This is a genomic window from Pseudoxanthomonas mexicana (genome assembly GCF_014397415.1).
GTDB lineage: Bacteria > Pseudomonadota > Gammaproteobacteria > Xanthomonadales > Xanthomonadaceae > Pseudoxanthomonas_A > Pseudoxanthomonas_A mexicana.
The window spans coordinates 3,292,568-3,312,791 of sequence record NZ_CP060731.1; the positions used below are offsets into that span (position 1 = coordinate 3,292,568).

20 protein-coding genes are annotated in these 20,224 nt (G+C 69.4%); 16 read left to right on the plus strand and 4 right to left on the minus strand.

Translation table 11 applies throughout. The features are described 5' to 3' along the window. The first annotated feature begins 10 nt into the window (after positions 1 to 10). From IAE60_RS15400 to IAE60_RS15420, 5 genes are all read left to right on the plus strand, one after another. On the plus strand, positions 11 to 898 hold the full coding sequence (locus IAE60_RS15400) for an RNA polymerase sigma-70 factor (RefSeq protein WP_185896465.1): 888 nt from the start codon (positions 11 to 13) through the stop codon (positions 896 to 898). Positions 899 to 935: 37 nt separating this feature from the next. Further along, positions 936 to 1,382, plus strand: coding sequence for a carboxymuconolactone decarboxylase family protein (locus tag IAE60_RS15405; protein ID WP_187572923.1), 447 nt, complete (start codon positions 936 to 938; stop codon positions 1,380 to 1,382). 32 nt (positions 1,383 to 1,414) lie between these two features. Beyond that, complete coding sequence (locus IAE60_RS15410; protein WP_162109232.1) at positions 1,415 to 2,059, plus strand: trimeric intracellular cation channel family protein; 645 nt, start codon at positions 1,415 to 1,417, stop codon at positions 2,057 to 2,059. Positions 2,060 to 2,165: 106 nt separating this feature from the next. After that, complete coding sequence (locus IAE60_RS15415; protein ID WP_187572924.1) at positions 2,166 to 3,251, plus strand: sensor histidine kinase; 1,086 nt, start codon at positions 2,166 to 2,168, stop codon at positions 3,249 to 3,251. A gap of 3 nt (positions 3,252 to 3,254) precedes the next feature. Then, entirely contained in the window at positions 3,255 to 4,091 is an 837-nt protein-coding gene (locus tag IAE60_RS15420) for a LytR/AlgR family response regulator transcription factor (protein WP_187572925.1), read from the plus strand. A 207-nt stretch (positions 4,092 to 4,298) separates the two neighbouring features. Here the strand turns inward: IAE60_RS15420 and IAE60_RS18940 are convergent, their stop codons facing one another. Beyond that, entirely contained in the window at positions 4,299 to 4,427 is a 129-nt protein-coding gene (locus tag IAE60_RS18940; RefSeq protein WP_260618986.1) for a hypothetical protein, read from the minus strand. Between IAE60_RS18940 and IAE60_RS15425 the strand changes: the two genes are divergently transcribed. Next, positions 4,417 to 7,512 carry an efflux RND transporter permease subunit gene (locus IAE60_RS15425; RefSeq protein ID WP_187572926.1) on the plus strand — a complete coding sequence of 1,032 codons (3,096 nt, stop codon included), beginning with the start codon at positions 4,417 to 4,419 and terminating at the stop codon, positions 7,510 to 7,512. The genes IAE60_RS18940 and IAE60_RS15425 overlap by 11 nt on opposite strands. Positions 7,513 to 7,532: 20 nt before the next feature. Continuing rightward, positions 7,533 to 8,627 carry an efflux RND transporter periplasmic adaptor subunit gene (locus tag IAE60_RS15430; protein WP_185896469.1) on the plus strand — a complete coding sequence of 365 codons (1,095 nt, stop codon included), beginning with the start codon at positions 7,533 to 7,535 and terminating at the stop codon, positions 8,625 to 8,627. 8 nt (positions 8,628 to 8,635) lie between these two features. On the opposite strand, the gene IAE60_RS15435 is transcribed toward IAE60_RS15430, so the two are convergent. Beyond that, the gene (locus IAE60_RS15435) at positions 8,636 to 10,141 is read right to left on the minus strand and encodes a S8 family peptidase (protein WP_187572927.1); all 1,506 of its coding nucleotides are present in this window, start codon (positions 10,139 to 10,141) and stop codon (positions 8,636 to 8,638) included. A gap of 70 nt (positions 10,142 to 10,211) precedes the next feature. On the opposite strand from IAE60_RS15435, the gene IAE60_RS15440 reads away from it, so the two are divergent. The 4 genes from IAE60_RS15440 to IAE60_RS15455 are packed head-to-tail and all read left to right on the plus strand — an operon-like array spanning position 10,212 to position 14,143. Then, positions 10,212 to 12,074 carry an ABC transporter ATP-binding protein gene (locus IAE60_RS15440; RefSeq protein ID WP_187572928.1) on the plus strand — a complete coding sequence of 621 codons (1,863 nt, stop codon included), beginning with the start codon at positions 10,212 to 10,214 and terminating at the stop codon, positions 12,072 to 12,074. Positions 12,075 to 12,099: 25 nt separating this feature from the next. Further along, a complete protein-coding gene (locus tag IAE60_RS15445) occupies positions 12,100 to 13,305 on the plus strand; it encodes a PQQ-dependent sugar dehydrogenase (RefSeq protein WP_244966589.1) in 1,206 nt (401 codons plus the stop codon). A gap of 8 nt (positions 13,306 to 13,313) precedes the next feature. Next, positions 13,314 to 13,700: a hypothetical protein gene (locus IAE60_RS18870; protein ID WP_244966590.1), complete on the plus strand. Its 387-nt coding sequence runs from the start codon at positions 13,314 to 13,316 to the stop codon at positions 13,698 to 13,700. Beyond that, a complete protein-coding gene (locus IAE60_RS15455) occupies positions 13,697 to 14,143 on the plus strand; it encodes a PaaI family thioesterase (RefSeq protein ID WP_187572929.1) in 447 nt (148 codons plus the stop codon). Before IAE60_RS18870 ends, IAE60_RS15455 begins: the two co-directional genes overlap by 4 nt. 862 nt (positions 14,144 to 15,005) lie before the next feature. Here IAE60_RS15455 and IAE60_RS15460 read toward each other — a convergent pair. Together IAE60_RS15460 and IAE60_RS15465 are read right to left on the minus strand one after the other, a co-directional pair. Further along, entirely contained in the window at positions 15,006 to 15,803 is a 798-nt protein-coding gene (locus IAE60_RS15460; RefSeq protein ID WP_187572930.1) for an amidohydrolase, read from the minus strand. Positions 15,804 to 15,953: 150 nt separating this feature from the next. Next, a complete protein-coding gene (locus tag IAE60_RS15465; RefSeq protein WP_187572931.1) occupies positions 15,954 to 17,105 on the minus strand; it encodes a pyridoxal phosphate-dependent aminotransferase in 1,152 nt (383 codons plus the stop codon). A gap of 70 nt (positions 17,106 to 17,175) precedes the next feature. On the opposite strand from IAE60_RS15465, the gene IAE60_RS15470 reads away from it, so the two are divergent. From IAE60_RS15470 to ccmD, 5 genes are all read left to right on the plus strand, one after another. Further along, positions 17,176 to 17,682, plus strand: a complete 507-nt coding sequence (locus tag IAE60_RS15470) for a DUF3293 domain-containing protein (protein ID WP_187572932.1) — start codon at positions 17,176 to 17,178, stop codon at positions 17,680 to 17,682. A gap of 121 nt (positions 17,683 to 17,803) precedes the next feature. Continuing rightward, positions 17,804 to 18,451 (plus strand): heme ABC exporter ATP-binding protein CcmA, encoded by a 648-nt coding sequence (gene ccmA, locus IAE60_RS15475; RefSeq protein ID WP_187572933.1) that lies wholly within the window; start codon positions 17,804 to 17,806, stop codon positions 18,449 to 18,451. 145 nt (positions 18,452 to 18,596) lie between these two features. Continuing rightward, complete coding sequence (gene ccmB / locus IAE60_RS15480) at positions 18,597 to 19,283, plus strand: heme exporter protein CcmB (RefSeq protein ID WP_187572934.1); 687 nt, start codon at positions 18,597 to 18,599, stop codon at positions 19,281 to 19,283. Positions 19,284 to 19,298: 15 nt separating this feature from the next. Then, entirely contained in the window at positions 19,299 to 20,057 is a 759-nt protein-coding gene (gene ccmC / locus IAE60_RS15485; RefSeq protein ID WP_187572935.1) for a heme ABC transporter permease CcmC, read from the plus strand. Next, on the plus strand, positions 20,054 to 20,221 hold the full coding sequence (gene ccmD, locus IAE60_RS15490) for a heme exporter protein CcmD (RefSeq protein WP_162108470.1): 168 nt from the start codon (positions 20,054 to 20,056) through the stop codon (positions 20,219 to 20,221). Before ccmC ends, ccmD begins: the two co-directional genes overlap by 4 nt. The last annotated feature ends 3 nt before the right edge of the window (positions 20,222 to 20,224 follow it).

The following is a 20,224-nucleotide window of genomic DNA, read 5'->3' on the forward strand; positions in this document are numbered from 1 at the left end:
CTTTGGTCGCATGAACGCCGAAAACACCTTCGAAGCCCACCGCTCCCGCCTGTTCGGGCTGTCCTATCGCCTGCTGGGCAGCCGCAGCGACGCCGAGGATGTCGTCCAGGACACCTGGCTGCGCTGGCAGCAGGCCGACAGGACCGGCATCCGCGACCCCGAAGCCTGGCTGGTCACCGCCGCCACCCGGCTGGGCATCGACCGCCTGCGCGCCGCACGGACACAGCGCGAGCACTACACCGGACCGTGGCTGCCGCCCCCCTCGGAGATCGACGAATCGCCCTCGCCAGAGCAGTCGGCCGAGGTGGCCGAACAGGTCTCGCTGGCCTTCCTGGCCGTGCTGGAGCGGCTGGGTCCGGAGGAACGCGCGGCCTTCCTGCTGAAGGAGGCCTTCGACTACGACTACGCCCAGATCGCGCCCTTGCTGGGCCAGAGCGAGGCGAACTGCCGGCAGATGGTCCACCGCGCGCGCGAACGCGTGCAGGCGGGCCGGCCGCGCTTCGATGTTCCCCGCGAGAACCATCGCCGCCTGCTCGAGCGCTTCATGCAGGCCGCGCGGCGCGGCGACCAGCCCGCGATCACCGCCCTGCTGCGCGAGGACGCGCAACTGGTCTCCGACGGCGGTGGCAAGGCCGTCGCGGTCATCCGCCCGCTGCTGGGTGCGATCCGTATCGCGCGGCTGTTCTGGGCCGCCTATCGACGACAGGATCCGGCCATCGACTGGCGCATGGGCACGGTGAACGGCGAGCCGGCGATCCTGCGCTACCGCGACGGCGTGCTGGCCGCGGTGATGGTGGCGGTGAGCGACGGCGAGCGCATCAGCGACATCTTCACCATCGCCAATCCCGACAAGTTGGGCACGGGTGTCACGGCGAAGGACGGTGGCGCGTCCTGGTAGTGAAGGTGGCCATCGTGGCCGCCATTGAGGCACTGCCATGAGCCAGAAGTTCCATCGCGTCGCCTACCCCAAGCACGTTCCCGACGCCTTCCGCGGCCTGTATGCCGCCAGCACCGCCGTCCACAACGGCGTGCTGGGTAAGGCATTCCTCGAACTCATCTTCCTGCGCGTCTCCCAGATCAACGGCTGCGCCTATTGCATGGACATGCACGGCGGTGCGCTGCGCAAGGCCGGCATGGAGCCGCGCAAGTTGGACACCCTGGCCGGCTGGCGCGACAGCCGTTTCTTCGATGCCCGCGAGGGTGCCGTACTGGCCTGGGCAGAACAGCTGACCACCCTGCCCTCGGGCGCGCCCGCCGATGCGACCTACGAGGCACTGAAGGACCACTTCGATGAGTCCGGCATCGCCGAACTGACCATGGCCGTGGCCACGATCAACGCGTGGAACCGCCTGGGCGTGGGCATGCAGCCCATCCTGCCCTGACCCGGCACGCCGCCACGCGGCACAATGGGGGCATGGAAACCCTGGTCCTCATCCTCGACCTGGTCGGCACGTTCGTGTTCGCGCTCAGCGGCGCCATGCTGGGCGTGCGGCGCCGACTGGACCTGTTCGGCGTGCTGGTGCTGTCGTTCGCCGCGGCGACGGCCGGCGGCATCACCCGTGACCTGCTGATCGGCGCCACGCCGCCGGCAGCGCTCAGCGACTGGCGCTATCCGGTCACCTCGCTGGCCGCCGGCGTGGTGACCTTCTTCCGCGCATCGCTGATCGAGAAGCTGCACCACCCGGTGCGGCTGTTCGATGCGATGGGCCTGGCCCTGTTCGCGGTCGCCGGCACGCAGAAGGCCCTGGAATACGGCATCGCGCCGCCGATGGCGGCCGCGATGGGCATGCTGACGGGCATCGGCGGAGGCATCGCCCGCGACGTGCTGCTGGCGCAGGTGCCGCTGGTGCTGCGCGCCGAGCTCTACGCCGTCGCTGCGCTGGCCGGTGCGCTGATCGTCGCCCTGGGCCACTGGCTGCAACTGCCGCCTTTGCCCTGCGCGCTGGTGGGTGCCCTGGTGTGCTTCGGCCTGCGCATGGCCGCGATCACCTTCGGCTGGCATCTGCCGGTGGCCCTGCAGTCCGGCGGCGACGGCGAGCCACCCGGTCCGTTGCAGTGACGCCCGGGCCGCCTGCGCCCAAGCGTGCGCAGGGGCCGACGAACCGTGCGGCACGCGCCGGCGCATGGGCTTAGCATGGCGGCACCTGCGTCCATCCACGTCCACCATGGCCATCGCCGCCTCACGTCCGCTCGACATGCCCCGCCAGCAGGCTTTCTGGCTGCTGCACCTGGCCGGCTGGAGCGCGTACTTTGCGCAGGGCTGCCTGTACGCGGTCGCCCACGGCAAGCCGTCGGGCTACTGGGTGGTGCCGGCCACCGCCGCCACGATGGGTGCGCTGGTCACGCTGGGGCTGCGCTTCGTGCTGCGAAGTTGCTGGAACCTGCCGCCGCGCAGACTGCTGGCGCTGATGATTCCGCTGGTACTGGCCAGTTCGGCCGCCATCGACTTCGTCACCCGCGAAGCGTTGGTCGACTTCTGCGAGACCTGCAGGCCGACCACGCGACTGGAGTTCGTCGCGTACTCGCTGGGCTACATCTACGTGGTGCTGGCGTGGGTGGGCGCCTACATGGGGATCAAGTACTACCGCCAGCTGCAGGGTGAAACCGAGCGCGCGCTCGCCGCGCGCAGCATGGCCCACCAGGCACAGCTGAAGATGCTGCGCTACCAGCTGAACCCGCACTTCCTGTTCAACACGCTCAACGCCATCTCCACGCTGATCCTGGACCGCGACAACGCCACCGCCAACCGCATGGTGCAGGGTCTGTCCTCGTTCCTGCGCCACTCGCTGGACAACGACCCGATGCAGCGGGTGACGCTGCGCCAGGAACTGGATGCGCTGACGCTGTACCTGGACATCGAGAAGATCCGCTTCGCCGAACGCCTGCGCATCGAGACCGCCATCGACGAGGACTGCTGGCGCGCCCTGTTGCCCAGCCTGCTGCTGCAGCCGCTGGTCGAGAACGCCATCAAGTACGCCGTCGCCAAACAGGTCGCCGGCGGCCTGCTGCGCATCGAGGCCGAGCGCGACGGCGAGCAGCTGGTGCTGCGCGTGATCGACGACGGCCCCGGCTGCAGCGCCATCGAAGGCGACCAGCTGCCGCCCGGCAAGGGCGTGGGCCTGCGCAACACGCGCGAACGCCTGCACGTGCTGTACGGCGACACCGGCGGGTTCTCCGTGCGCAACCGCGAGCGCGGCATCGAGGTGACGCTGCGCCTGCCGTTCGAAACCTCGCAGACCCTGGTGGACTGACGCATGGATGCCGCCGTTTCCGCACCGTTGCGCGCCATCGTCGTGGACGATGAGCCGCTGGCCCGCCGCGGCCTGGAGATCCGGCTTGCCGCCCATGCCGACGTGCAGATCGTCGGTTATTACGGCGACGGCGCTTCGGCCATCGGCGGGCTGCGCGAGCATCGCCCGGACCTGATGTTCCTGGACGTGCAGATGCCGGGCATGGATGGCTTCCAGACGCTGCGGGCGATCCCGGCCAACGAGATGCCGCTGGTGGTGTTCGTCACCGCCTACGACCACTACGCGATCCGCGCATTCGAAGCCTCGGCCACCGATTACCTGCTGAAGCCGGTGGAGGACTCCCGCCTGGCGCAGGCACTGGCACGGGTCCGCCAGGCACGCGCCCAGCGCGAGGCCAGCGGCCATTGCGCGCATCTGCTCGGCCTGCTGGGCGAACTCAGCGGCCGCCCGCCGCTGGACCTGGACGAAGCGCTCAAACCCGACGCCCTGGACCTGCTGCGCCGCGAGGAGAAGCTCGCCGTGCGCGATGGCGGCCGTACCGTGCGCGTGGACCTGCACAGCATCCGCTGGATCGACGCGGCCGGCGACTACATGTGCATCCACACCGATGGCGATGGGCCGAACGGCAATACCCTGGTCCTGCGCGCCACCATGCGCGAGCTCGAGAAGCAGCTGGACCCGCAGCGCTTCCCGCGCATCCACCGCTCCACCATCGTCAACGCGCGCCGCGTGGTGGAGATGCGCCCGCACACCAACGGCGAAAGCTTCCTGCGCCTGGACTGCGGCCAGGAACTGAAGCTGTCGCGCAGCCATCGCGACAAGCTGGCGGTGTTGCTGTAGGCGGGGTCATCCGTTGTAGGAGCGACGTAAGTCGCGACCACAGGCCCCGGATTCCGTTGGATCTCACGCGCGAGGCAGATCCGTGCCCACGTCTGCTCCCGTGTCGTGCGCTTCACCCTTCCCCTGATATTCACCGCGCACGGTCGCGACTTACGTCGCTCCTACAAAGACGCCAGTTGCGGGCAACATCCATTTTCCACCTTCGCTTCAACGCACCGCATCCACCACTCGCCGCAACGCCGCACCACGCATGACTTCCGGGCCATAACGCCGCTTGCTGTTGCGCGCATCGTGCGCACCGCCGACCACCACGCGGACCTGCACGATGAAACTCACCGAGGCCTCCCTGCGCAATCCGGCCGCCGTCGCGGTCGTGGTTGCGATGGTCTGCGCGTTCGGCCTGATGAGCCTGGGCAAGCTGCCGCTGCAGCTGTTTCCCGACATCGAACGTCCGCAGATGTCCATCCAGACCGGCTGGCGCGCCGCCTCGCCGCAGGAGATGGAGTCGGAGATCGTCGAGCCGATCGAAACGGTGATGCAGGGCCTGCCCGGACTGGAGGAAATGGCCTCCAACGTCAATGCCGGCAACAGCTTCATCAACCTGACCTTCGCCGTCGGCAGCGACATGGACGCGATGCTGGTGGAAGTGCTGTCGCGGATGAACCGCCTGCAGCCGCTGCCGCGCGACGCCACGCCGCCGGTCGTGCAGGCCGGCGCGGACAACGCCAACAACTCGCTGACCTACTTCTTCGTGCAGAAGCTGCCCGGCACGCGCGGCGACATCCTCGACTACCGGCAGTTCATCGAGGACCGCATCGTGCCGCGATTGACCTCGGTCGACGGCGTGGCCGGCGTGGACATCAATGGCGGTGCAGCGGAGGAGCTGACCATCACCCTGGACCTGGCGCGCGCCGCGGCGCTCGGCATCCAGATCCCGGAAGTCGCGGCCGTGGCCGCGCGCGCCACCGACGTGTCCGGCGGGGTGGTCGAAGCCGGCCGCCGCGAGTACGTGCTGCGCTTCGCAGGGCGCTACTCACCCGACGTGCTTGGCAACCTGATCCTCGCCTGGCGCGATGGCCGCCCGGTACGACTGGCCGATGTCGCCACCGTCGAGGTCAAACGGCCCGAACAGCGCTTCTTCGCTTACCAGAACGGCAATCCCGCCATCGGCCTGCGCATCCTGCGCGAGAGCGGCGCCAACGTGCTGGACACGCTGGACGAGGTGAAGCGCGTCGTCGCCGACGTGCGCGAGCAGGAACTCAACCCGCTGGGCCTGGACATCGCCCAGAGTTTCGATGCCTCGGTCTTCATCAATCGCGCGCTGGGCCTGCTGTCCGGCAGTCTCACCGTTGGCGTGCTGCTGGCCGTGGGCTGCCTGTGGTGGTTCCTGCGCGATGTGCGCGCCACCGCGCTGATTGCCTGCGCCATTCCCATTTCGCTGCTGGCCACCTTCATCGTGCTGCAGCTGACCGGACGCAGCCTCAACGTCATCTCACTGGCCGGACTGGCATTCGCCGTAGGCATGGTGATGGATGCCGCGGTGGTGGTGGCCGAGAACATCGTGCGCCTGCGCGAGCAGGGCCTGCCGGCAGCGCGCGCCGCGCTGGAGGGCACGCGTCAGGTCGGCGGCGCGCTGGTCGCTTCCACGCTGACGACGGTGGCGGTGTTCCTGCCGGTGATCTTCATGGAGGACGTGGAAGGCCAGCTCTTCGCCGATCTCGCCCTGACCATTTCCATCGCGGTGGGCATCTCGCTGCTGATCGCCGTCACGGTGTTGCCCGCAGCGGCCGGGAGTTGGCTGCGCACGCGCCCCGGCGAGGAGCGCCAGCACCGGTTCTGGTCGCGCCTCAGCGACTGGGCACTGAAGACCACCGAAGGCCGTACGCGCCAGCTCGGCTGGGTCGGCGCGCTCGTCCTCGCGCCCGCCCTGCTCGCGGCCGTGCTGATGCCGCAGATCGACTACCTGCCGCCGGTGAAGCGCGCGGCCGTCGACGCCTTCTTCAACTTCCCGCCCGGCATGAGCCCGGAGCGGGTGAACCGCGAAATCGCCCCGGTCCTGCTGGAGCGCATGCGCCCCTACATGGACGGCGAGAAAGGTCCGCAGCTGAGCAACTGGTACCTCAACCTGTGGCCGGGCGGCGGTACGCTGGGCGCGCGCGTGGTGGACCCGGACGACATCGGCGAACTGGAGCGCATCGTGCGCGACGAGATCGTGGTCGGCTTCCCGGACACGCGCGCCTTCGCCGGCGAAGGCGAGCTGTTCGGCAGCTTCGGCGGCTCCGCGCGCGCCATCGCCATCCACCTGCAGCACAGCGATGGCGATGCGCTGGCGCGCGCCGCGGAGGCGGGCCGCAAGGCGCTTTCGGACCGTTTCGCCGGTGCCAACGTGCAGGCCTGGCCCAGCGCCGACGGCGGCACGCCGGAACTGCGCGTCAATCCCGACGACCGTCGCCTGGCCGAAATCGGCTGGCGGCGCCCGGAGCTCGGCACCGTGGTACGCACGCTGGGCGACGGGCAATGGCTGGGCGAGCATTTCGATGGCGACCGGCGCCTGGCGATCATCCTGCGCAGCAACGGCGAGGACGACATCGCGCGCCTGGGTGCTGCCCCGCTGGCCACGCCGCAGGGCGGCGTGCTGAGCCTGGCCGACCTGGCACAGGTGGACACCGTGCTGGCGCCGAACCAGCTGCGCCGCATCGACCGTCGCCGCACCGTCACCCTCACCGTCGATCCGCCGGACGCGATGTCGCTGGAAGAAGCGCTGGACATCGTCAACGACGAGATCGTGCCCAGCCTGCGTGACGCGCTGCCGCCCGACGCCGCCATCCGCATTTCCGGCAGCGCCGACCGGCTGGGCGAAGTGGTGCGCAGCATGGGCCTCAACTTCGTGATGGCGCTGGTGGTGCTGTTCATGCTGATGGCCGCGATGTTCCGCTCGCTGCGCGACAGCGCCTTCGTCATGGCCACGCTGCCGATGGCGGTGCTGGGCGGCGTGGCAGGCCTGCGCGCGCTGGACCTGGCGGCCGGTCAGACGCTGGACCTGCTGTCGATGATCGGCTTCATCATGCTGCTGGGCATGGTGATCAACAACGCGATCCTGCTGGTCGCGCAGACGCGCGAAGCGCAGGCCGAAGGCGCCTCGTTGGACGACGCCCTGAAGCAGGCCCTGCAACAGCGCCTGCGCCCGATCCTGATCGCCGCGCTCACCGGCGTGCTGGGCGCGTTGCCGATGGCCATCAATCCCGGCCCCGGCGCGGTGATCTATCGCGGCCTGGCCGCCGTGTCGGTGGGCGGCGTGGCACTGAGCCTGCTGTTCACCGTGGTGCTGGTGCCGGCACTGCTGCGCCTGGCCGCTCGCCGCACATCCCCCGTCGCCGTGTCGTCGATGCACAGCGCACTGCCCCCCCACCCCGTTGCCTGACCCCTGCTCCGGAGAACGACATGCCCCTGCTGCACAAATCCCTCATCGCCCTCGCGCTGGCCGGCATCCTCGCCCTGCCCCTGCTCCGCCTGGATGCCGATGCCAGTGCACCCGCCGCCGAGGCGCCGCCCGCCATGGTCAGCGTCGCCCCGGCGGTGCGTACCGACTTCGCGCCACGCCACTGGGCGCCCGGCAGCATCATCAGCCGCCGGGACGCGCGCGTGGCCAGCGAGCTGGAAGGGCGCGTGCTGCAGGTCGCCGAAGTCGGCCAGCACGTACGCGCCGGACAGGCGCTGGCGGTGCTGGACGACACCGCGCTGCGCCTGCGCGAACGCGAGAGCGAGGCGGAGCTGGCCCGCATCCAGGCCCAGCTGGACCTCGCGGTGCGGCAGGAACAACGCTACGCACAACTGGCGGCCCAGCAGAACATCGCGCGCTCCCAGTACGAGCAGTTGCGGGCCGAACGCGACATGCTGGCGCAGGACCAGGCCCGCGCGCGGGCCCAGCTGGCCCAGATCCGGCACCAGCGCACGCAGATGGTGGTGCGCGCACCCTTCGACGGCATCGTGGCCGAACGCCACACGCAGCAAGGCGAGTACCTGGTGACCGGCGCATCGGTGGCGCGGCTGGTGGACACGGCAGCACCCGAGGTGCGCGTGCGTGCGCCCGTGGAACTCGCACGTCATCTGGGCCAGGGCACGACGGTACGCGTGCGCAGCGCCGACGGCGAGCGCGACTACCCCGTCAGTGCGCTGGTACCCGTGGGCGACGAGGCATCGCGGCAGCTGGAACTGCGCATCGTCCTGGACGACCTGCAGGCACCGGTGGGCACGGCCGTGGACGTGGGCCTGCCCAGCGCGGAGGCCCGCAGCGTCGTGGCGGTACCGCGCGATGCGGTGATCCTGCGCCGCGAGGGCGACTTCGTGCTGCGCGTGGACCCTGCCGGCAAGGCCGAAAGGCTGGCGGTGAAGACCGGCGCCGCCGTGGACGATCTGGTCGAAGTCAGTGGCGACGTACGCGCCGGCGACCGCCTGATCGTGCGCGGCGGCGAACGCGTCGAACCGGGCCAGGCGGTGTCCGTGCAGCCGCTGGCGGTCGCGCTCGCCGCGCGCTGACGCGAGCGTCAGCGCTCGATGCTGCGGGGTCCGCGGGCGCTGCGGGGACGTTGCGGCGCTCGCCCCTCATCGGCAACGCGCAGTACGGGAATCGTGGCCGCAGGCAGGGCGGACTCGGCACGTCCGGGAATGAGCGGCTGCGAGCCGTTCATGCGAACGAGGAAGCGCGCAGGATCCAGGAGCTTCGCCGCATCGACGCAATCCAGGAACGGATAGTGTCTCCCCGTGGCCGGGTCCGTCAGTCGCGACGGCGAAAGCTGCAGCACCGCCATGCGTTGTGCGGGCGTGGCCAGCGGTGCCGCCTGATGCAGGGCCGCTGCGCACGCGGCGACCATCGGCGCGGCCTGCGAGGTGCCGCCGTAGGACGAGATGCCACCGTTCAGGCCGGCCGACCGGACGAACGCACCCGCGGCGAACAGCGCCGTCGTCGTGCTCCGGTTGCTGAAGCAGGTCGGTTGCCGCGGCGACCGCGATGCCTCCGTGCAGCCCAGGAAGGTGGTCGACTCCGCGGTCATGTCCCAGGTCGCCGCCACCCCGAGCACGTTGCTCAGGCACGCCGGTGCCGCCATCCGTTGCAGGTCGCCCTGGTTGCCGCTGGATGCCACCACCACGGTACCTTGCGCGTTCAAGGTATCGACGGCGCTCTTCAACGCGGTGAGATACGACGCCGAGGCATCGCAGGCCCCCGCGAACAGGTCCCAGGTGCCCAGACTGAGGTTGACCACGTCGGTATCGGGGTGTTGCGTCGCGATCCAGTCCAGTGCGGCGACCACGTCCGACGTGCAGCAGAAGCCATTGCCGCCATCCATCACCTTGATGGCGACCAGCTGCGCCGCCGGCAACGCACCGCGCGGCGCGACATGGCCGGCGCCCACCATGATGCCGCCGACGTTGGTGCCATGGCCATGATCGTCTTCCGCCGCGCCCGCACCGGATTGGGTGGCCTGCCCGTTCGGACAACATCCGCCGCTGCCGGAAATGTGCGAGCAGAAGCATTGCTGGCCCACGACACGCGGCGCCAGGTCGGGGTGATCCGTGTCAACGCCGGTATCGACGACGGCGACCTTGATGCCGTTGCCGTCCAGGCCGACACCCTGCAGCAGGTCCACCCGGTTGAGCACGGCGCTTTCGTCCGCCGCGACGGCGCCACCGGTGCCGCCACGGTCCACGTCCACCTTGCGCACCCACACGTTGCTTTCCAGGCGCGCGAGCGTGGGCGCGTCGGCCTCGATGACCAGCGCGGGCACGCGCGCGAAGCGCCGATGCAGCGTGTATCCCGCGGCCGGCAACACGCCGAGCACCGCATCGCCCTGGCGGCGCAGGCGCTCCTCCTTCGCGACCGTCATGTGGCGCAGCGTACCCGGCGCGTTGCGTTCGACGTCCTCCAGCAGCACCACGACGCGCGCACGGCCCTGCTGCTGCGCCACCTGCTTCGCCTGCAGCGATACCTTGTCCATGGCCAGCGCCGGCATGCCCGCAAGCAGCAGGCACACCATCACGACGAGCTTTTTCATCTCGACCCCCTGTGAGTTGGGCTAGATTACCCGCATCGCGGCACAGCCGCCGCTGCCCCTTCCGTCCACGATGCCGTCTCCGCGCACTGCCCGAGCCACCGGACCCAACCTGCGCGAGCGCTTCGATGCGATGCGCAACCTGGCGCCGTTTCTGCGCCAGATCTGGCAGACCAGCCGCACGCTGACCGTCGCCAGCCTGGGCCTGCGGGTGGTGCGCGCGCTCATGCCGGTGGCCACGCTGTACATCGGCAAGCTGATCATCGACGAAGCCATCCGGCTGGTCGGGCTGGGGCTGGACTTCGGCTCGCTGGGCGATGCCTGGCGCAGCGGGCAACTCGACACGCTGCTGGGCCTGCTGGCGCTGGAATTCGCCCTGGCCATCGTGTCCGACCTGCTGGGGCGGCTGGTGAGCTACGCCGATGCCCTGCTCTCCGAGCTGTTCACCAACGCCACCAGCATCCGCCTGATGGAACATGCGGCTCAGCTGGACCTGGAGGACTTCGAAGACCCCGACCTGCAGGACAAGCTGGACCGCGCGCGCCGGCAGACGATGGGGCGCATGAACCTGATGAGCCAGCTGTTCGGCCAGGTACAGGACGCCATCACCGTGGTCAGCTTCGCCGCCGGCCTGCTGGTGTATGCGCCCTGGCTGATCGCGCTGCTGGCGCTGGCGCTGGTGCCGGCCTTCATCGGCGAGGCCCATTTCAATGCGCTCGGCTATTCGCTGAATTTCCAGTGGACGCCCGAACGGCGCCAGCTGGAGTACCTGCGCCAGATGGGCGCCAGCGTGGAAACGGCGAAGGAGGTGAAGATCTTCAACCTCCATCGTTTCCTGATCGACCGCTACCGCACGCTGGCGGAGAAGTTCTTCCTTGCAAACCGCGCGTTGGCGCGGCGACGCGCGTTCTGGGGCGCGCTGCTGGCGGCGCTGGGCACGCTGGGTTACTACGTGGCGTACGGCTACATCGCCTGGCGCACGGTGCGTGGCGACTTCAGCATCGGCGACCTGACCTTCCTGGCCGGCAGCTTCCTGCGCCTGCGCCAATTGCTCGAAGGCCTGTTGATCGGCTTCTCCCAGGTGGCCGGTCAGGCGCTGTACCTGGACGACCTGTTCTCGTTCTTCGAGATCGAACCGGAGATCGCCTCGCCCGCGGATCCGGTGCCCGTCCCGCGACCGATCACCCGCGGCTTCGTGTTCGAGAACGTCGGCTTCCGCTATCCCGATGCCGAACGCTGGGCGGTGCGGCACCTGGACTTCGAACTGCGCGCCGGCGAGGTGCTGGCGCTGGTGGGCGAGAACGGCGCCGGCAAGACCACGCTGGTGAAACTGCTGGCGCGCCTGTACGACCCGGACGAAGGCCGCATCCTGCTGGACGGTCGCGACCTGCGCGAGTACGACATCGACGACCTGCGCGCGAACATCGGCGTGATCTTCCAGGACTTCGTCCGCTACCACCTGACCGCGGGCGAGAACATCGGCGTCGGCCGGATCGAGGCCATGCACGACCAGGACCGCATCCGCGCCGCCGCCGCGCGCGCCATGGCCGACGAGGTCATCGAAAGCCTGCCGCGCGGCTACGACCAGATGGTGGGTCGCCGCTTCAAGAACAGCGTGGACCTCTCCGGCGGCCAATGGCAGAAGATCGCCATCGCCCGCGCCTACATGCGCGACGCGCAGGTGATGATCCTGGACGAACCCACCGCTGCGCTGGATGCGCGCTCGGAGTTCGAGGTCTTCCAACGCTTCAAGGAATTGTCGGACAATCGGACCGCCGTGCTGATCTCGCACCGCTTCTCGAGCGTGCGCATGGCCGACCGCATCCTGGTGCTCGACGAAGGCCGCCTGGAAGCGAGCGGCACGCACGAGCAGCTCATGGCCCAGGGTGGCCGTTATGCCGAACTGTTCGAACTGCAGGCCGCCGGCTACCGCTGACATTCCCCCCACAGGAGACACGACGTTGCGCCACGTTCACTATCGACTCGCCACCGCCCTCCTCCTCGCGCTGCCGCTGGCCGCGTGCAATTCTTCCGCCAAGAGCGACGCCGACGCCAAGACACCCGCGGCGGCACAGGCCGCGCCCGCCCGTCAGCCGGCGCAGACGCTGACCAGCGCCAAGGGTCAGATCCGCGTCACCCAGGTGGCCCGCGGTTTGGCCCATCCGTGGTCGCTGGCGTTCCTGCCCGACGGCAGCATGCTGGTCACCGAACGCGGCGGCGCGCTGCGCCGTGTCGGCACCGACGGCGCCGTATCCGCCCCCATCACCGGCGTGCCGAAGGTGTTCGCCACCGGCCAGGGCGGCCTGCTCGACGTGGTACTGGCCCCGGATTTCGCCACCACCCAGCGCATCTACCTCAGCTACGCCGAGCCCGGCGACAACGGTACCGCCGGCACCGCGGTCGCCTACGGCACGCTGGCCGGCAACGCGCTCACCGACGTCAAGGTCATCTACCGCCAGGAACCGAAGGTCGACGGTCCCAACCACTTCGGCTCGCGCCTGGTCTTCGACGGCAAGGGCCATCTGTTCATCAGCCAAGGCGAGCGCAACAAGCGCGCGATGTCGCAGGAACTCGACAAGCTGCAGGGCAAGCTGGTGCGCCTGAACCTCGACGGCAGCGTGCCGCAGGACAACCCCTTCGTCGGCAAGGCTGGCGCGCGTCCGGAGATCTGGAGCTACGGCCACCGCAACATGCAGGGCATGGCGCTGGACCCGCGCACCGGCACGCTGTGGCAGAGCGAGCACGGCCCGCGCGGCGGCGACGAGATCAACCTGCCCCAGGCCGGAAAGAACTATGGCTGGCCCGTCATCACCCACGGCATCAACTACTCCGGCCAGCCCATCCCCGAGGCCGAGGGCAAGGCGAAGGACGGCATGGAACAGCCCTTCCACGTGTGGGAGAAGTCGCCGGGCGTATCGGGCATGGCGTTCTACACCGGGCGCCCCGAAAGTCCCTGGAACGACAGCGTGTTCCTGGGCTCGCTGGCCGAACGCAACCTGATCCGCCTGACCCTGCAGGGCGACACCGTGCTCGGCGAGGAGCGTCTGCTCAACGAGATCGGCGAGCGCGTCCGCGACGTGCGCGTCGGTCCGGACGGCAACGTCTACGTGGTCACCGATGAGGAAGACGGCAAGCTCCTGCGAATCGAACCGCCGAAGGCCCCGTGATCATGCCCATGCGTACCGTCACCTTCGCCACGCTCCTGCTGGCGGCCAGCACCGCGCTTTCCGCCCACGCGCAGTCGACCATGGACTATGCACAGGCCAAGCAGCGCGCCGACGCGGACGAAGCGTCGCTGCATGCCCTGACCTCACGGGCGATGCGCGACGCCCAGGCTCGCGTGCTGGACGACGCCATCGCCCGCTGCGCCGCTCCGGACGCCGACACCTCGCCGTTCGTGGTGGTGGCGGAGCTGGATGCCACCGGCAAGGTGGTGCGTACGTGGCGCGATGGCGGCACGGCCCTGGCGACCTGCGTACAGGCGCAGATCGCCGGCAGGACGCTGCCCGCGCCGCCACGCGCGCCGTTTCTCACCTCGTTCGAACTGAGCTTCACGCCATGAGCGACGGCACCGACATCAACGCCCTGCTGCGGGCCCGCCTGCCCACGGGTGTACCGCTGCAGATTCCGCCGCCCTGCCTGACCGACATGCAGGGCGAGCCGGTCGCGTATGTGGAAGGCGAGTCGCTGGCGATGCGGTTCCCGGTGCTGGCGCGCTACCAGAATCCGATCGGGCACATGCAGGGCGGTTTCATCGTGGCGGCGCTGGACAATACGCTGGGCCCGTTCTCGTACCTGATCGCGCCGCCCAGCGTGACGACCTCGCTCAACACGCAGTACCTGCGCCCGGTGACGCCGGAGATGCCGCACATCATCTGTCATGCACGCTTGGTCGAACGCACGCGCACGCAGTTGTTCCTCGCCGGCGAGGTCCGCGACGACGCTGGTCGGGTGCTGGTGATGTGCCAGGCGGTGTGCCAGATCCTGCCGCAGAAGGCGGGCTGAGCACTCCTGAGCCCCTCTCCCTGCGGGAGAGGGGTTGGGGTGAGGGGCAACGAAGACGACACCCCTGATGTGCCGCGATTCGACAACAATCGCCGCGAGCGCGATATGCACGCGCGACCATGAGCCTGTTGGTCTTATGAGTTTGCTGGGAAGTAGTCGTGGGTTTGGCATGGTGCCGCTCGCCGCGGGGGCCTCCTTGACCAGCCATTCGGCTGTTGAAGAGCGCTTCTTTGCTTGTGCAAAGAAAGGAGCAAAGAAACACACCCCAGGCGGCACGCCCTGCACTGCGCGCAGGGTCCGCGAGCGGTCCGGGAATTTTCGTAAGGCACATCCCTGTGCCATACGAAAGCGCCGTCATCCATGACGGCGCCCTTCGGGTTTTACCCGGCCCACTCGCCGCGCCTCATGGGGACCCCGAAGAGCCAGGGCAACGGCGCGCACGCCGGATCTGTCCGTGCGAGCTTTTGGGGCCCCTTAGGTCCGGCAGTCACGGCGGGTAAAACCCCGCACGGGCGGCGCACAGGACGTGCGCCGTTCTCGGCCGGGGCAGGAGCCCCGTCCGAAAATTCCCGCCGGGACTGCGTACCCGCCGCGCAGCGGCGGGCGGACCGCCGGGGTGTGCTTTCTTTTGCCTACTTTTCTTTGCACAAGCAAAGAAAAGTAGGGCCCCGCGGCGAGCGCGCCATGCCTGCACACTGAAAGAACCTTCCCGTCAGGCCAGCACGTCCCAAACGACTATGGACACGCCCAAGGTCCGCACAGGTAACGGACTCCGTTGCCCCTCACCCCAACCCCTCTCTCCCACAGGGACTTCCTTCGGTCGCCGCAGGGAGAGGGGCTTCGACCCGCGGAGACGTTGCGCTCAGCGCAACTCGAACCGGTCCGCATCCAGCATCGCCGGGAACTTCTCCCGATGCGCCACCAGCGCTTCCGCCGAAATCGTCGACGTCACCACCCCCTCGCCCGCCGGCAACTCCACCACCGGCTGCCCCAGGAAATCGATCACCGCACTGTCGCCGCAGTAGACGTGCCCATTGCCATCCGTGCCTGCGCGGTTCACCGCCGCCACGTAGCAGAGATTCTCGATCGCACGCGCCCGCAGCAACGTCTTCCATGCATATGCGCGCGGCGCCGGCCAGTTCGCGACGAACAGCTGCAGGTCGAAATCGAGTTGCCCCGCACGCTCCACGTCGTAGCGGTTGCGCGCGAACACCGGAAAGCGCAGGTCGTAGCAGACCAGCGGATTGATCCGCCAACCCTTCCATTCCAGCGTCAACCGGTTGCTGCCCGCGGCATAGCGCTTGTGCTCGTTGGCGTAGCGGAACAGATGACGCTTGTCGTAATACTGCAGTTCGCCATCGGGCGTGGCGAACAGCAGGCGGTTGAACACGCCCTCGTCCGTACGCAGCTGCACGCTGCCGGTCACCGCCGCGCCGAGCGTTGCCGCCTGTTCGCGGATCCATGCCACCGTGGCGCCGTCCATGCCCTCGGCCTGGTCGATGGCCTCGTTGCTGAATCCGCTGGTGAACGTCTCCGGCAAGATCACCAGATCGGTCTGCCCGGCCAGCGGCGCGATCAGGCCGCCGTAGTAGTCGCGGTTGCCCGCCGGGTCGTGCCAGCGCGTCTCGCCCTGGACGAGGGAAATGCGGAGGTCCTGCATGGGTTCTGTCTCCAGGCCGTCATCAGCATGACGACGATGGCAATGATTCAAACGTCATCCCCGCGCAAGCCGGGATCCATGTGCTTTTGCGCGTTCCAACCAACAACGAAGCAAAAACCCAATGGGTCCCAGCCTATGCTGGGACGACGATCAGAGTGTCTTCAACCGCGCGATCGCCGCATCCAGCGTCGCCTCGTTCTTGGCGAAACACAGCCGCGCCAGGCGCTGGCCGGCCGGCGGTGTTTCGTAGAACGGCGACAGCGGGATTGCGGTCACGCCATGCTCGACGGTCAGCCACTTCACGAACTCGGCATCGGGCAGGTCGCTGACCGCCGAATAGTCGACCAGCTGGAAGTAGCCACCCGGCACCGGCAGCGGCTTGAACTTCGTGCCCAGCAACTGCTCGCGGAAGCGGTCGCGCTTCTCCTGATAGAACGCGCCCAGCTGTTCGTAGTGCTCCGGTTCCTGCCGGATCATCGCGGCGAACGCGTGCTGGGCCGGTGCGAACGTACAGAACACGTTGTACTGGTGCACCTTGCGGAACTCCGCGCTAAGCGCCGGCGGCGCGATGGCGTAGCCGATCTTCCAGCCGGTGCAGTGGTAGGTCTTGCCGAAGCTGGAGACCACGAACGCGCGCGCGGCCAGTTCCGGATAGCGCAGGATGGATTCGTGCCGGCGGCCGTCGAACACGATGTGCTCGTACACCTCGTCGGAGATCAGGTAGATGCCGGCGCCTTCCAGCAGTGCGGCCAGCGCGCGGATGTCGGCTTGGTCGAACATCGCGCCGGAGGGGTTGTGCGGGCTGTTGACGATCAGCAGGCGCGTCTTCGGGGTGACGGCCGCGCGCACGCGGTCCCAGTCCACCGCGAAGGTCTGCGGATCCAGCGGCACGTGCACGGCGCGCGCGCCGGCCAGGTCGATGGCCGGTTCGTAGCTGTCGTAGGCCGGGTCCAGCACGATGACCTCTTCGCCCGGGCGCACCACTGCGTGGATCGCGTTGAACAGCGCCTCGGTGGCGCCGCTGGTCACGGTGATCTCGGTGTCGGGGTCCACCTCGCGGCCATAGCAGCGCAGCACCTTCTCGGCGATGGCCTGGCGCAGCGGTGCCACCCCCGTCATCGGCGCGTACTGGTTATGGCCGGCGCGCATGGCGCGGTCCAGTTCGTCCACCAGGCGCTGCGGCACCGCGAAATCCGGAAAGCCCTGCCCCAGGTTGACCGCGCCGTGCTCGGCGGCGAGCTGCGACATCACGGTGAAGATGGTGGTGCCCACCTTGGGCAGCTTGGTCTGCGGCTGGAACATCCCGGTTCAGGTACTCGGCGGAGGGGAGCACGGAGTGTACGCGCTCGGCGTTACGCGCGATGATGCGGCCATGGCCGAACACAGCGTTCCTGCCGACGGCGCCGCGAGCGGGGACGTGCCCGAATCCGAGCGCGCGCGGCTGGCCGCCGCCTGGGCCGCGGCGCACTACTTCGTCACCCTCGGCCGCAAGGAATGGCTGTTCTGCACGGGCCTGACCGCGCCGGAGATCGAGCGCCAGGTCATGGCCGACCGCTATCTGTTCATCACCGCCTGGAATCCGCCGCCGGGCGAAACCCCGCGCGCCGACAACGATGCCGCCCAGGCCCGGCTGGAGGCGCGCGTGCAGGCGCTGGGACTGTCGCTGCATCCGGCACTGGGCTGCGACAACCGCGGCGGCATGGTCGAGTACGGTTGTCTGGTCCTGGACGCCACCCTGGCGCAGGCCGACGCCCTGGCACGGGAGTTCGGCCAGGGCGGCACGCTCTGCTGGAGCACGGGCGAACCCGTCCGCTTGCGGATGATGTGGCCTCGCCCGTCCGGGGCCGGCGACGATCCGTATACCGATTGGGTGGGCTGACGTGGCGACGCGGCCGGGGGCGCGACCGTCTGTCGCAGGCGGCCGGATCGGCGGCACAGTTTAGAATGGGCGGCTGAGCCCTCAGGACACCCCAGCCTCCCCTCCGGGAACGCCCGATCCGATGACCGACGCCGCTCCCTCCCATCCGCCGTTGCTGGCCGCCCGTGGCCTGACGTTCTCGCGCAACGACGAGCCGGTGTTCGGGCCGCTGGAGTTCGCCGTGGACGCGGGCGAGGCGCTGCTGGTGCAGGGCGGCAACGGCGTGGGCAAGACCACGCTGCTGCGCGTGCTGGCCGGGCTGCTGCGCGCCGATGCCGGCCAGATCGACATCGACGGACAACCCGCCGGCCCGTCCCGCCGGGCGCATGCGATGGCCTATCTGGGCCACCTGCCAGCGCTGAAAGCCGACCTGAGCGCGCTGGAGAACCTCCACTTCCTCTGCGGCCTGCATGGCCGACGCGCCCGGCAGATGCCCGGCAACGCGCTGGCCATGGTCGGCCTGGCCGGCTACGAGGATGCGCTGGCGCGGCAGCTATCCGCCGGGCAGAAGAAGCGCCTCTCGCTGGCCCGCCTGTGGCTGTCGCCCTTGCCGCTGTGGCTGCTGGACGAGCCCTACGCCAACCTGGACCTGGACGGCATCACCCTGGTGAACCGGATGATCTCGGCGCACCTGCGCGAGGGCGGTGCCGCGCTGGTCACCACCCATGGCGCGTATGCCGCCCCGCCGGTGCAGACGCGGATGCTGGTGATGGAGAAGGTCGCCGCATGAAGGGGAATGTGTTGCGTCGAAGCGGGAACGGGGAACAGGGAACAGGGAATGGCTGTTTCCCGGCGACCGAACATGCCCGATGCTCCGGGGAGTCCTCATTCCCTGTTCCCCGTTCCTCGTGCCCGCACGTGCGGCTCCCCACCCCATGACCGCCGCCCCCTCCCTCCTCCAGACCGCCCGTGCGCTGATCGTGCGCGACGTGCAGTTGCTGTGGCGCCGCCGTGGCGATGCGCTGCAACCGGCGCTGTTCGCGCTGCTGGTCGTCGTGCTGTTCGCCCTCGGCCTCGGCACCTCGCCGCAGGCCTTGTCGAAGGTCGCGCCCGCCGTGCTGTGGGTCGCCGTGCTGCTGGCCGGCCTGCTGTCGCTGGACACGCTGTTCCGCGGCGATGCCGAGGACGGCTCGCTGGAGCAGTGGATCCTGGCCCCGGTGCCGCTGGCCTGGCTGGTGCTGGTGCGCGTGCTGATCCACTGGGCCACCACCGCCCTGCCGCTGGTGCTGGCGGCGCCGCTGCTGGGCGAGATGCTGCACCTGCCGCGCAGCGAGCTGCCGATGCTGCTGGCCACGCTGGCGCTGGGCACGCCGCTGCTGAGCCTGCTGGGCGCGGTGGTCGCCGCCCTGACGGTCGGCATGAGGCGCTCTGGTATCCTTGTGGCCCTGCTGGCGCTGCCGCTTTACGTGCCCGTGCTGGTGTTCGGCGCCGGCGCGGTGGCCGCCAGCGCGCAAGGGCTGGATGCCTCCGGCGCCCTCCTCTGGCTGGCCGCCGGCCTGCTGCTGTCGCTGCTGCTCGCCCCGCTGGCCGCCGCCGCGGCGATCCGCATCGCCCTGACCTGAAGACCGACGCTGCGCATGAATCCACTCGTCCGCTGGTTCCACCAACTCGGTTCGCCCCCCTACTTCGACCGCTTCGCGGCGCGCTGGACGCCGTGGTGCTATCTGGCCGCGATCGTGCTGCTGGGCCTGGGCCTGTGGCAGGCGCTGTTCGTGGCCCCGGCCGACTACCAGCAGGGCGACAGCTTCCGCATTCTCTACATCCACGTGCCCAGCGCGTGGATGAGCATGTTCGTGTTCGGCCTGATGGCGTTCTATGCGGCCATCGCGCTGGTCTGGCGAATCAAGCTGTGCGAAATCCTGGCGATGGCCTGCGCGCCCACCGGCGCGGCGTTCACCGTCATCACGCTGGCCACCGGCAGCATCTGGGGCAAGCCCATGTGGGGCACGTGGTGGGACTGGGACCCGCGCCTGACCACCGAGCTGCTCCTGCTGTTCCTGTACCTGGGCGTGATGGGCCTGTACGGCGCCATCGACGACCGCCGCAACGCCGCGCGCGCAGCCGGCCTGCTGGCCATCGTCGGCGTGGCGCTGCTGCCGGTGATCCGCTACTCGGTGGTGTGGTGGAACTCGCTGCACCAGGGCCAGACCATCCGCGTGTTCGGCGAGTCCAGCATGGACAGCAGCATGACGCTTCCGCTGGTACTGATGGTGATCGCGACGAAGTTCTGGTTCGCGGGCTCGCTGCTGGCGCGTGCGCGCGCCGACAACCTGCGCCGCGAGGCCGGCAAGGACTGGGTGGCGAAGCTCGCCGCCGCCAAGGGAGCCGCGCCGTGACCTACCTGGAATACGTCATCGGCGCCTACGCCGTGTTCGCCCTGGTGCTGGCGTGGGATTTCCTCGCCCCGCGCCTGCAGGTGCGGCGCGAACTGCGCGCCGCCCGCCTGCGCGCCGCGCGCGAGACCCGCCGCCACGCCGCCCCCGCCGACCTGGAACGCTGACCG